The 11,605-nt window shown below is 60.5% G+C and carries 12 protein-coding genes; 9 read left to right on the top strand and 3 right to left on the bottom strand.

Features of this window, described 5'->3' with window-relative positions:
- Positions 1–71: 71 nt before the first annotated feature.
- The 3 genes from N8H71_RS09605 to N8H71_RS09595 form a co-directional block, all read right to left on the bottom strand.
- A complete protein-coding gene (locus N8H71_RS09605) occupies positions 72–734 on the bottom strand; it encodes a hypothetical protein (RefSeq protein WP_262193795.1) in 663 nt (220 codons plus the stop codon).
- Positions 735–787: 53 nt separating this feature from the next.
- Positions 788–1,624: a hypothetical protein gene (locus N8H71_RS09600; protein ID WP_262193794.1), complete on the bottom strand. Its 837-nt coding sequence runs from the start codon at positions 1,622–1,624 to the stop codon at positions 788–790.
- Between the two features lie 120 nt (positions 1,625–1,744).
- Positions 1,745–2,419, bottom strand: a complete 675-nt coding sequence (locus tag N8H71_RS09595; protein ID WP_262193793.1) for a hypothetical protein — start codon at positions 2,417–2,419, stop codon at positions 1,745–1,747.
- Between the two features lie 222 nt (positions 2,420–2,641).
- Between N8H71_RS09595 and cbiE the strand changes: the two genes are divergently transcribed.
- The 9 genes from cbiE (at position 2,642) to N8H71_RS09550 (ending at position 11,443) form a co-directional block, all read left to right on the top strand.
- A complete protein-coding gene (cbiE, locus tag N8H71_RS09590; RefSeq protein ID WP_262193792.1) occupies positions 2,642–3,853 on the top strand; it encodes a precorrin-6y C5,15-methyltransferase (decarboxylating) subunit CbiE in 1,212 nt (403 codons plus the stop codon).
- Positions 3,846–4,943, top strand: coding sequence for a cobalt-precorrin-5B (C(1))-methyltransferase (locus N8H71_RS09585; protein WP_262193791.1), 1,098 nt, complete (start codon positions 3,846–3,848; stop codon positions 4,941–4,943). The genes cbiE and N8H71_RS09585 overlap by 8 nt, the downstream gene beginning before the upstream one ends.
- Positions 4,940–5,668 carry a cobalt-precorrin-6A reductase gene (locus N8H71_RS09580; protein ID WP_262193790.1) on the top strand — a complete coding sequence of 243 codons (729 nt, stop codon included), beginning with the start codon at positions 4,940–4,942 and terminating at the stop codon, positions 5,666–5,668. Before N8H71_RS09585 ends, N8H71_RS09580 begins: the two co-directional genes overlap by 4 nt.
- A gap of 257 nt (positions 5,669–5,925) precedes the next feature.
- Complete coding sequence (locus tag N8H71_RS09575) at positions 5,926–6,216, top strand: addiction module antidote protein (RefSeq protein ID WP_262193789.1); 291 nt, start codon at positions 5,926–5,928, stop codon at positions 6,214–6,216.
- A gap of 97 nt (positions 6,217–6,313) precedes the next feature.
- On the top strand, positions 6,314–6,715 hold the full coding sequence (locus N8H71_RS09570) for a DUF2946 domain-containing protein (protein WP_262193788.1): 402 nt from the start codon (positions 6,314–6,316) through the stop codon (positions 6,713–6,715).
- Positions 6,716–6,763: 48 nt separating this feature from the next.
- Positions 6,764–7,243: a copper chaperone PCu(A)C gene (locus tag N8H71_RS09565; protein WP_262193787.1), complete on the top strand. Its 480-nt coding sequence runs from the start codon at positions 6,764–6,766 to the stop codon at positions 7,241–7,243.
- A 21-nt stretch (positions 7,244–7,264) separates the two neighbouring features.
- Positions 7,265–7,711 carry a DUF2946 domain-containing protein gene (locus tag N8H71_RS09560; RefSeq protein WP_262193785.1) on the top strand — a complete coding sequence of 149 codons (447 nt, stop codon included), beginning with the start codon at positions 7,265–7,267 and terminating at the stop codon, positions 7,709–7,711.
- 84 nt (positions 7,712–7,795) lie between these two features.
- Positions 7,796–9,916, top strand: coding sequence for a TonB-dependent copper receptor (locus tag N8H71_RS09555; RefSeq protein ID WP_262193784.1), 2,121 nt, complete (start codon positions 7,796–7,798; stop codon positions 9,914–9,916).
- A gap of 147 nt (positions 9,917–10,063) precedes the next feature.
- Positions 10,064–11,443 (top strand): PepSY-associated TM helix domain-containing protein, encoded by a 1,380-nt coding sequence (locus N8H71_RS09550; protein WP_262193783.1) that lies wholly within the window; start codon positions 10,064–10,066, stop codon positions 11,441–11,443.
- Positions 11,444–11,605: the final 162 nt, after the last annotated feature.

Below are 11,605 nucleotides of genomic sequence, written 5' to 3'. Positions count from 1 at the left end.
AAAAGTCTGCCCGTCGGACAGCCGATCGTGTCGCATCTTCTCTCTCGGCCGCTGATGCTTGCCGTCAGTTCTCAGGCCGACGCGATGATCTGCTTCTGTCGCCGCTCGCCCAATAACGCGATCACTTTGTCCCGGGAAAAGACGTAATCTTCGGGATCGATCAGCGCCCTGTAGCCATCGATTGATATGTTCCCCCGCACGTTTGCGGTATTGAATCGATGCCACAAAAGATTGCCTTCAACGCCCTCATCAACTTCGAACGAGATGAACACCGTCAACACGCTCAAGCCCCGAGACAGAAGACTGAAGCCGAACCGGACCCACCTGCCTTTGTGCAGGGCGTTCTCGAGCAAAACCTCCATTGCCGGTGTCGGCGATGCCTTGCTCGACAGCGAATCCAGGCTGAGATCCACGACTTCATCGGTCGCAGCAGGGACCCACTGTTGAAAAATCCTCCGAGCCAATTCGGCGAGAGAAAAACTGCCCGGCATCGGTACAGGCAGACTGGCTTGCGGGTTATCCAGCAACATTGCACCGGTGACTCTCAGTGCGATCTTGTTGGCCTGATTCCATGGATCGACCTGAGCAAAATCAGGACATTTGTGAGAGGCGACCAACTGAGCGTAAAGCAGCGCATCCAGACCGTCGCACCGGTCAGACTCCAGTAACTCCTCCGCAACCAGAACCACCGTACCGGCACATATGAAGGTTTTAAAACCGATACCTGTATTCATCGAGAACTCCTTATAAAAAAGCCAGAGGCCCGTGCCTCTGGCTCCAATGAATATCAGGCCTTGCCAAACTCATAGCTGAGCGCTTTTTCACGCTGTTCGGTCAGTGCCTTGACGATCAATGGCTCGACCATCAAGTAGTCTTCTTCGTCCATCGACATGGTGGCCGAACCGTTGTAGATGCTGACGCTGGATGTAGCCCACTCGACAAACAGCACCTTGGTTGGTTGCGCCGCAGCGAAGTACTGAACGGCAGCGATGGCCATCGTAATGGTACCGTCCTTGTCCTCCAGGGCACTCGACATGCAGAAGTTGCCGCCCTCAGCCTTTTTGGCGTTGCGCTCAAAAAGAACCAGCGCTTCAGGGACATCTTTCAGCGCGTCCATGGTGGCGTCCGCCACGTCCTTGAGCACTTTCAAGGCTGCTGCACCCGAGCCCCCCACCGCCGACACCGCGGTGTGGATGATGTTCAGCGCAATGTTGTCCATGGTCAGTTTCTGGGAGGTGGCCTGGTAACGATTGTACGGCTGACTGAACGCGAACCAGCCCGCCAGTTTCATCAGTCGCATGAATTCGTTGTAACGCTGCTCTTTCTGACTGGCGGCAGGGTATTTGAGCAAGGCAACCAGATCGGCGTACATATAAGTATTCTTCACAATGCGTTTGCTGCGCTTGGACATACTTTCATCAAAACCGGCAATGCCTGTGCCCATGATGGCTGCGTTAAGTTCATCCTTGTCGATTGGCAAACTGGCATTCAGCGAAAACTTCGCAGAGCGAGGGACGGGCTGCGCCGCGATGAGTTGGTTACACTCCTCCATAAAAGCAATACGCTGAGCTGCAGACAGGACTTCATCAGACACTTCATTGTTTTTAGCAATTACTTCATTCATTTCGTACATTCCTTTAAAAATCAAAACGCCTCCATGGCGCACACTCAAATTAACTTTCACTCAATCAACTAGCAACTTTCACTGAATTCAAGTTATTTCAATACAAACAAGAAACCAAATTTACTGATTCAGAGCAAACTCATTACGACGCATATCGCGAACCAGCTCTGCCAGTTCTGCTCGCCGAGCGTTCATGTTTTTCGGCGTGTTCATGAAACGCCGCGCATAGACTTCCAGCTGCGACCTGGAATATTCAATATCCCAGAACAAATACTTCTTCGCCCACTGCGAGTTGAGCAAGCCGACATGACTTATCACTATTTCAAGATGTTTATAATAATTGTAGTAGGCCGGTGAGAATACAAAGTCATTCCATTCCCGGGCACTTTCCGCAAACAAATCAAAGCCCGCCGGATTGTGTTCCAGCAATTGAAAGGTTTTTTTCATCTGCTGTCGCCTTCCACTACTCAGCAGTCGCTCCATCGATATTGACCAGGCATCCAGAAAGTCGCCTTCAAACTCCCGGCCGGTAACCCGCACCGGGTCACCCAGCTCCCAGCCAAGATGTTGAAGCGATGCAGAGTAATACTCGAACCAGAAACCCGGAGCCTGTCCTCTATTCACTCGCTGGTCGGCTTGATACTCGGCCCAGCGCATGCTGTCTTTGATAAAACGCTCATCTTCACGGGTCACCCCGGAAAAAAAAGTGAGCAAGCCATTACCCGCCACAATCGAGCTGCTTTCTTCAGTGCTTTCGGCGACTTGTGGCAGCATATCGTTCTCAAACATATCCATACGTTATCAATTCCCTTATAAAAACTTACCACTCAGGACAACTAATCGCCCCTGACAAACTCATTGCCAACCACAAACAAAACTTATCAACAAAGAAACCACCCGAGAAAAAACAACATAAACATTAGATGTCTTCCAGGCTATTCAAATGCGCAGCAGTCATTTCGCGGAAGTCGAGTTATCATGTCGCCCACCGACGATAGATAAGTAATGAGGAATGGCATGACCCCCTGGCTGACGGTTGTAGGCATCGCCGAAGACGGCTTCAAGGGCCTGGGCAAGAATGCCCGGCGCGCCTTGTTGGGCGCTTCACGGATCATCGGCGGTCAGCGTCAGCTGGATCTGTTGCCGGTGTGCATCCGTGGCGAACGCCAGTTGTGGCCGAGCCCGTTTTCCCTGGCCCCGGTTCTTGAGCGTCGCGGTGAAGCCGTGTGCGTGCTGGCCAGCGGTGATCCGATGTTCTATGGCGTCGGCGCGAGCCTGGCGCGTCAGGTTCCGGACGCCGAGATGCTGGTTCTGCCGGCGCCGTCGTCCTGCTCGCTGGCGGCGGCCCGACTGGGCTGGCCGTTGCAGGATGTCAGTGTGTTGTCGCTGGTGGCTCGCCCGCTTGCGGCCCTCAACGCACAACTGTTTAGCGGCGTGCGCCTGTTGTTGCTGAGCAATGACGGACAAAGCCCGGCAGCGGTTGCGGCATTGCTGCGCGAGCGTGGATTCGGCGCCAGTCGCCTGAGTGTGCTGGAACATCTGGGCGGCAACGCTGAACGCCGGATCGATGGCACCGCCAACGACTGGAATGACCCGCTCATTGCCGACCTCAACGTGATCGCCATCGAGTGTCTGGGCGATCCGCAGACACCGCGCCTGTCGCGCCTCGCCGGCCTGCCGGACTCGGCCTTCCAGCATGACGGCCAACTGACCAAACGCGACGTGCGCGCCATCACCCTCGCCCGCCTCGCCCCGACGCCGGGCGAACTGTTGTGGGACGTAGGTGCCGGCAGCGGTTCGATCGGCATCGAGTGGATGCGCGCTCACCCGAGCTGCCGCACTCTGGCCATCGAAGCCGATGACGGTCGTCAGCAACTGATCGAACACAACCGCGATGCCTTGGGCGTTCCCGGTCTGCAACTGATTCGCGGCAGTGCCCCGCAGGCACTCGCCGGGCTGGAGCGTCCGGACGCGATTTTCATCGGCGGCGGCGTGACCCGCGAAGGCGTGCTCGACACCTGCTGGGAACAACTCAAACCCGGTGGCCGACTGGTCGCCAACGCCGTGACCCTGCAAAGCGAAATGACCTTGATGAGCTGGCGCGAACGCCACGGCGGCGAGCTGACCCGCATCCACATCGCCCAGGCGCAACCGCTGGGCGAGTTCGACACCTGGCGCCAGGCCTTGCCGATCACCCTGCTCGATCTGGTCAAACCCCTCGATGCGTGACGAAACCGCCGAACAACCCGCGCCCCTGCGCAGCGGCCTGACCACCGGCAGCTGCGCCACGGCCACCAGCCTCGCCGCTGCCCGACTGCTGCTCGGCGGAGTGGTGGCTGACGCCGTGCAAATCGTGTTGCCCAAGGGCAAGCAGGTGCAGATGCGTCTGGAGTTCTGTCGACTGACTGATGACGGCGCTGAAGCCGGGACGATCAAAGATGCGGGCGATGATCCGGACGTGACTCACGGCGCCCTGCTCTACTCCCGCGTGCAGCTGATCGACGAGCCGGGAATCCGCTTTATTGCTGGCAAGGGCGTCGGCACAGTGACCCGCCCGGGGCTGGTGCTGGGCGTCGGCGAACCGGCGATCAACCCGGTGCCGCGCAAGATGATCAGCGATCACCTGACGCTGCTCGCCGAAGAAACCGGCTATCGCGGCGGCTTCGAGGTGACGGTCAACGTCGAGGGTGGCGAAGCCCTGGCGCTGAAAACCATGAACCCGCGCCTGGGCATTCTCGGTGGCCTGTCGATCCTCGGCACCAGCGGCATCGTCCGGCCGTTTTCCTGCGCGGCGTACATCGCCTCGATTCATCAAGGCATCGACGTGGCGAAAACCAACGGCTACCTGCACATCGCCGCCTGCACCGGCAACGCCAGCGAAGACACCATGCGCCGGGTCTACAACCTGCCGGAAATCGCCCTGATCGAAATGGGCGACTTCGTCGGCGCCGTGCTCAAGCACCTGCGCAAAGTGCCTGTGGATAAACTCAGCCTGTGCGGTGGCTTCGGCAAGATCAGCAAACTGGCGGCCGGACACATGGACTTGCACTCGCGCCATTCGAGCATCGACCTGCCGCAACTGGCCGAATGGGCAGCGGCGATTGGCGCCGACGATGCGTTGCAGCAAGCCATCCGCGGGGCGAACACCAGTCAGCAGGCATTGGCGATGGCCAGCGCGGCGGGTGTCGCCCTCGGTGATGAAGTTTGCCGCCACGCGCTGGAGTTCGCCCGCAGCGTAGTGCCGGTGCAGGTGCAGGTCGAGGTGTTTGCGATTGATCGTCAGGGCGGCATCGTTGGCCATGCGGGAGCTTTTGTATGAAACGGATTCTGTTGCTGGGCGGCGTGACTGAAGCGCTGGCCATCGCGCGCACTTTGGGACCGGAACACATTTACAGCCTGGCCGGCGTCGGCCGGGTGCCGACCGATCTGACGTGTCAGGTGCGCGTCGGCGGCTACGGTGGCGCCGAAGGTCTGGCGCAGTTCATTCGTGACGAAGGCATCACACTTTTGCTCGACGCGACCCATCCTTACGCCGCACAGATCAGCCAGAACGCCGCCACCGCTGCGCAACTCACCGGCATCCCCTGCTGGGCCCTGCGCCGCCCGGCGTGGCAACCACAGCCGGGCGATGACTGGCGCGAAGTCGCCGACTGGGCCGAACTGATCACCGCCCTCGAACCCTTCCGCCGCCCACTGTTCACCCTTGGCCGCGAACCGCTGCAACACCTCGACGAAATCCCTGCGCACCAGTTCTGGACCCTGCGCGCCCTCGACGTCTACCCCGGCAACGAACGCTGCGAAGTCATCGGCGCCCGTGGGCCGTTTCTACTGGAAGATGAGCGGGCGCTGTTCGAACGCCGGCAGATCGACGTGCTGATCAGCAAGAACAGCGGCAGCACCGCAACCGAGCCGAAGCTGGAAGTGGCGCGGGAGCTTGGGGTGCCGGTGATGGTGTTGAAGCGGCCGGAGTTGGCGAGGGTTGATCGGGAGTTTTGGACGGTTGATGAAGCCATCAGCGCACTCACCATCAACTTACAGCCCTGAGGCTTTTTGCGCTCTTGAGTACGCCTTCGCGGGCAAGCCCGCTCCCACAGTGGTTAACGCCGATCACAAAACTGATGTCCAACGCTAACCCTGTGGGAGCGGGCTTGCCCGCGATGGCGTCGGCTGTCACAGCGAAAAACTTAAGTCCTACCAATCAATCGGACGCTACGCACAACAACTTAAAGCCCGACTGACTACCTGCAGCAGCCTCCCGAGCATACGTTTGCAGTATCAACCTGCCTCTGGACGCGATTCCAATGTTCGAAAAATTCGCTCGCTTCGATGCTGCAGAGTTTCTTAAATCGCCCGAGGAAATGGCGGCTTACCTGGACGCTTGTTTTGACGAAGATGCTGGCGATGGCGTTCTCATCCGTGCAGCACTGAATGACATTGCCCGCGCCCAAGGCATGACCCAGGTTGCACGAGATGCAGGGGTGGGTCGCGAAAGCCTTTATAAAGCGCTGAGCAGCACTGGAAATCCGGAATTCGCGACTATCATGAAAGTCATGAAGGCGCTGGGTTTGCGGTTGCATGCCGTAGCAGGCTGAATCCTCTGCGACACCAAACCGCACGACGCTTTTTTACTTATCGGCCCTGATCAGGCTAAATAGCCGCGCCTGATCGCCCACCCTACGGATCTGTCCCATGAACCGACACCGGCTCGCATTTGCCTGGATCGCCTGCTTTGCAGTGCTGTTCAACATGCTCGCCATGCCGTTGACGGGAGCGGTGGCGCAGGCGGCGCAGACGCCGGCCGAGCAGTTGCTGTGGAGCAGTTTCTGCACCGGCAGCGGGACGAAGATGGTGGCGATCGACATCGGCAGCCTCGATCAGAAAGCGCCGCAGAGCGGTGACAATCATTCGACCATGCAGCATTGCTGGTGCTGTTCCGGATCGGCGCCGGTGGTGGCGTTGCCGGGGCATTCGCCGCAGCTGTATTTCGCCCGATACGAAAGCAATCGCAGCGTGGCGCCCGCCTTGCTGCAAACCCCGACACCTCGCCAGCAATGGCCGAGCCTCAATCCCCGCGCGTCCCCTCTGGTTTGATTTGTTCCCGCATTTGACCTGCGTTTCAAATCGTTCTGGAGAACTGCCATGTTGAACAAATTCATCGTCATCGCTGCGCTGTTGCTGCCTGCGTGCTTCGCCCATGCCCACGAATACAAGGCCGGCGAGCTGGAAATCGCCCACCCGTGGTCGCAGGAACTGCCGCCGAACGCGCCGACCGTTGCCGCGTATTTCATCATTCACAACGGTGGAAAGACGGCTGACCGCCTGCTCAGCGTCGACTCGCCCATCGCCCCGACAGCGGAACTGCACGAGCATGTGATGCAGGGCGATCTGATGAAGATGCAACAGGTGCCGAACGTGGCCATCCCGGCCGGTGGAAAAGTGACCTTCGCGCCGATGGCCTATCACGTGATGCTGATGAATCCGACTGACCGCAGTCTGCTGACCGACGGCAAGCGCTTCCCGCTGACGATGCACTTCGAAAAGGCCGGTGACGTGACCGTCGAAGTCGCCGTGCAGAAGAAGCCGCCGGAAGCCACGCGAGCCCACGCGCACGCCCAGTAACCGTTCCGGCAGACTCCGCCCATGCGCCCCCTGAGCGCCAGGCCCTCCCTGCAACGCCGTCAGACTGAACACCTGACCCGCGGCAGCTGGATCGCCCTGTTCGCCATGTTGATGATCTTCATCGGCCCGCTGATTTCCCAGTCGATGCCGATGGATCAGCACGCCTCGACCTCCATGCCGATGAGCATGGACATGTCGATGGACATGCCCGGCATGGATCACTCCGGGCACGATGCGCAGCCCACCGCCGAACACTGTCCGCCGCAATCCTCGCACCATGTGCTGTGGGAAAAATGCGGCTATTGCAGCCTGCTGTTCAATTGCCCGGCGCTGACCGGCGGCGGCAGCTTCGCCACTTTCAGCATCCCTCTGGTCAACACCTTCACCCCACCCTCCCCGCGCCTGGGCCATGCCCGGCAGACCTTCTTCCCTGGCGCCCGCACCCGCGCCCCGCCCGTCGCAGCGTAAACACCCACCTCCGATTGCACACGGTTGAGAAGACAGCTTCAGGCTGCCGGCCGTGTCGTTTACGACTGTTTGATGGAAATTGTCATGTCCAGGTTTTCTGCTGTCCCACGCCCGGGTTCTGCCCCGGCGTCCTTTGCCCTGAACGAATCGCGCATTCGTTTCAGGCACGCTACCGCCGTCCTTTGCGGCGTCCTGCTGTCCCCGCTGGTCCACGCCGACGAACACGCCGGCCACACTGATGAGCTGAGCCCGACGGTGATCACCGCCATCGCCCCGAGCTCGCCGCTGACCATCGTCACCAACCCGAAAGACCCGCGCCAACCGGTGCCGGCCAGCGATGGCGGCGACTATCTGAAGACCATTCCCGGCTTCGCCCTGGTGCGCAACGGCGGCACCAACGGTGATCCGGTATTGCGCGGCATGTTCGGTTCGCGCCTGAACATCCTCACCAACGGCAGCATGATGCTCGGTGCCTGCCCCGGCCGGATGGACGCGCCGACCTCGTACATTTCGCCCGAGACCTACGACAAACTCACTGTGATCAAAGGCCCGCAAACCGTGCTCTACGGACCCGGCGCCTCGGCCGGCACGATCCTGTTCGACCGCGAACCGGAAAGCTTCGGCGAACTCGGCACCCGCGTGAACGCCAGCGTGCTGGCCGGCTCCCACGGACGCTTCGACAAAGTCGTCGATGCAGCGGCCGGCGGTTCGCTGGGCTATGTGCGGGTGATCGGCAACACCGCACATTCCGATGACTACCGCGACGGCAACAACGACATCGTCGCCTCGCGCTATGACAAGTGGAACGGCGACGTGGCGCTGGGCTGGACCCCGGACGCCGACACCCTGATCGAACTCACCGCCGGCAAGGGCGACGGCGAAGCACGCTACGCCGGACGCGGCATGGACGGCTCGCAATTCCTGCGTGAAAGCCTCGGTCTGCGCGTCGAGAAATCCAATATCACCGATGTGCTGGAGAAGCTCGAAGCGCAGGTCTACTACAACTATGCCGACCACGTGATGGACAACTACACCCTGCGCACGCCTTCCGGCACCGGGATGATGGCAGGGCCGATGGCGTCCAACGTCGACCGCCGCACCCTCGGCGCACGGATCAAGGCGACCTGGCGCTGGGCCGATATCCAGCTGATCACCGGCCTCGACGCGCAGACCAACGAACACCGTCAGCGCAGCGGGATGGGCATCGATACCTACAAGGATCAGCCGTTCACCAAGGACGCCGACTTCCATAACTACGGCGTGTTCAGCGAAACGACCTGGTACGCCGCCGATCGCGACCGGCTGATCACCGGCGCCCGGGTCGACCGTGCCTCGGCCAGGGATTTCCGGCAGACCACCGGCTCGGGAATGATGTCCCGGCCGAATCCGACTGCCGGCGATACCCGTGCCGACACCCTGCCAAGCGGCTTCGTCCGTTACGAACATGACCTGGCCGACAGCCCGACCACGCTCTACGCCGGCCTCGGCCACGCTCAGCGCTTTCCGGATTACTGGGAGCTGTTTTCGCCCAAGTCCGGCCCGGCGGGTTCGGTCAATGCGTTTGATTCGATCAAGCCGGAAAAGACCACCCAGCTCGACTTCGGCGTGAACTACAAAAGCGCCGAGCTTGAAGCCTGGGCCTCGGGTTACATCGGCCAGGTGCGCGACTACATTCTGTTCGACTACACCCCGGGGATGATGGGCATGAGCACTTCCCGCGCCGAGAACATCGACGCGCGGATCATGGGCGGTGAACTCGGTGCCGCTTACAAACTCACCGACAACTGGAAAGCCGATGCGACCCTGGCCTACGCCTGGGGCAAGAACAGCAGCGACGGCAAGGCACTGCCGCAGATGCCGCCGCTGGATGCGCGCTTCGGCCTGACCTATACCGAAGACAACTGGAGCGCCGGCGCACTGTGGAGGGTGGTCGCCGCGCAAAACCGTATCGACCAGAACAAGGGCAACGTGGTCGGCAAGGATTACGACAAGAGTTCAGGCTTCGGCGTGTTCTCGCTCAACGGTGCCTACCGGATCAACAAAAACTGGAAGGTCAGTACCGGCGTCGACAACCTGTTCGGCAAGGCTTACGCCGAACACCTGAACCTGGCGGGCAACGCCGGGTTCGGCTACCCGGCCAACGACCCGCAAGCGATCAATGAGCCGGGGCGCACGCTCTGGACCAAGGTGGACATGAGTTTCTAACCCTTCCCCCTGTAGGAGCGAGCTTGCTCGCGAAGGCGGTGTATCAGGCGGCATTTATGTTGGATGTGCCGCCCCCTTCGCGAGCAAGCTCGCTCCCACAAGGGTTGCAGAACAACTAGAAGATCCAAGCCAAGCGGAGCACACGTGATGAAACAGCCCAAACCGAATTTCTACAACCTGGCCTGGCGTTGGCATTTTTATGCCGGATTGTTCGTCGCCCCATTCATGGTGATGCTGGCCCTGACCGGCATCATTTACCTGTTCAAGCCGCAACTCGATTCGCTGATGTACAGCAGCCTGCTGAACGTCCCCGCCGGGCATCACACCGTGCCGGCCGATGACTTGCTGCAAAAGGTCAAAAGCGCTTATCCACAAGGCCAGGTCACCCAGTACCTGCCGCCGGTGAATGCCGAGCGCAGCGCGCAGTTTGTCGTGGCCAATGCCGGCCATGAGCTGAACGTGTTCGTCGATCCGTACCACGGCGACATCCTCGGCGAGCAGGATGCCAAGCAGAACCTGCAAGCCATCGCCCGGGCGATCCACGGCGAACTGATGATCGGCACCGTCGGTGACCGACTGATCGAAATGGCCGCCGGCTGGGGCGTGGTGCTGGTAGTTTCCGGGGTTTTCCTGTGGTGGCCGCGAGGTCAGGCAGCGGGGATTCTGTGGCCACGCCTGAGCAGTCGCGGCCGCGTGCTGTGGCGTGACCTGCATGCCGTTACCGGATTCTGGGGCGCGGCATTGCTGCTGGTGATGCTGCTCAGCGGCATGACCTGGACCGGCTTCTGGGGCAAGCAATACGCCCAGGTGTGGAACGTGTTCCCGGCGGCGATGTGGGACAACGTGCCGACCTCCGACGTCGAGGCCGGCAGCCTCAACAACGCCGCACGCCAGACCGTGCCGTGGGCGATGGAAAACACCCCGATGCCGATGTCCGGTGACCACGCCGAACATATGGCCCACGGCGGCATGCAACACGGCCCCGCTGCACCGACCATCCGCCTGCAGGACGTGCAGAACATCGCCATCGAGCGCAAGGTCGAGCCGGGCTACAGCATCACGATGCCGACCACCGCCACCGGTGTGTTCACCATCGCCGTATTCGCCGACGACCCGCGTAACGACGCCACCCTGCACGTCGATCAGTACACCGGCAAAGTTCTGGCCGACGTGCGATTCGAGCAGTACGGCGCTGTTGCCCGCGCTACCGAGATCGGCGTGATGCTCCACGAAGGCAAGATGTTCGGCACCTTCAACCAGATCATCGTGCTGCTGATCTGCCTGATGATCCTGCTCAGCGCCGTCAGTGGCGTGGTGATCTGGTGGAAGCGCCGGCCACAGGGCAAGTTCGGCGTGCCGCCGCTGCGCTACGATCTGCCGAAATGGAAAACCGGGGTGGCGATCATGCTGGTGCTGGCGGTGGTGTTTCCGCTGGTGGGGGCTTCGCTGGTGGTGGTGTGGTTGCTGGATCGGCTGCTGTTGTCGCGTCTGGGTCGACAAGCTGAATCTGCCTCAACTTCATCATGAAACAGGCGAGATGCGCGATCCAGACAGATCTTTAAACTGCCGGGGCTTAAACTCCGGCATTTTTTAGTGTTACTGTATAACGCAAATTTGCTGCTCTGCCCGCAGCCATGCACTGTCATGAGCCTGCGGGCTTTTCTTTTGAAGAAGTGATTCACCGCCCCG

Origin of the sequence: Pseudomonas koreensis (assembly GCF_025447595.1) — a bacterium.
GTDB classification, from domain to species: domain Bacteria; phylum Pseudomonadota; class Gammaproteobacteria; order Pseudomonadales; family Pseudomonadaceae; genus Aquipseudomonas; species Aquipseudomonas koreensis_H.
Note: the sequence above shows the minus strand (reverse complement) of the source record. Positions and strands in the feature narration are given on the sequence as shown.

Bases quoted from the DNA above. Each gene is read 5' to 3' on its own strand.
- N8H71_RS09570 (WP_262193788.1), top strand. From the start codon at position 6,314: ATGAACCGACACCGGCTCGCATTTGCCTGGATCGCCTGCTTTGCAGTG.
- N8H71_RS09550 (WP_262193783.1), top strand. From the start codon at position 10,064: ATGAAACAGCCCAAACCGAATTTCTACAACCTGGCCTGGCGTTGGCAT.
- N8H71_RS09600 (WP_262193794.1), bottom strand. From the start codon at position 1,624: ATGAATGAAGTAATTGCTAAAAACAATGAAGTGTCTGATGAAGTCCTG.
- N8H71_RS09595 (WP_262193793.1), bottom strand. From the start codon at position 2,419: ATGGATATGTTTGAGAACGATATGCTGCCACAAGTCGCCGAAAGCACT.
- N8H71_RS09555 (WP_262193784.1), top strand. From the start codon at position 7,796: ATGTCCAGGTTTTCTGCTGTCCCACGCCCGGGTTCTGCCCCGGCGTCC.
- N8H71_RS09560 (WP_262193785.1), top strand. From the start codon at position 7,265: ATGCGCCCCCTGAGCGCCAGGCCCTCCCTGCAACGCCGTCAGACTGAA.
- N8H71_RS09575 (WP_262193789.1), top strand. From the start codon at position 5,926: ATGTTCGAAAAATTCGCTCGCTTCGATGCTGCAGAGTTTCTTAAATCG.
- N8H71_RS09565 (WP_262193787.1), top strand. From the start codon at position 6,764: ATGTTGAACAAATTCATCGTCATCGCTGCGCTGTTGCTGCCTGCGTGC.
- N8H71_RS09585 (WP_262193791.1), top strand. From the start codon at position 3,846: ATGCGTGACGAAACCGCCGAACAACCCGCGCCCCTGCGCAGCGGCCTG.
- N8H71_RS09580 (WP_262193790.1), top strand. From the start codon at position 4,940: ATGAAACGGATTCTGTTGCTGGGCGGCGTGACTGAAGCGCTGGCCATC.
- N8H71_RS09605 (WP_262193795.1), bottom strand. From the start codon at position 734: ATGAATACAGGTATCGGTTTTAAAACCTTCATATGTGCCGGTACGGTG.
- cbiE (WP_262193792.1), top strand. From the start codon at position 2,642: ATGACCCCCTGGCTGACGGTTGTAGGCATCGCCGAAGACGGCTTCAAG.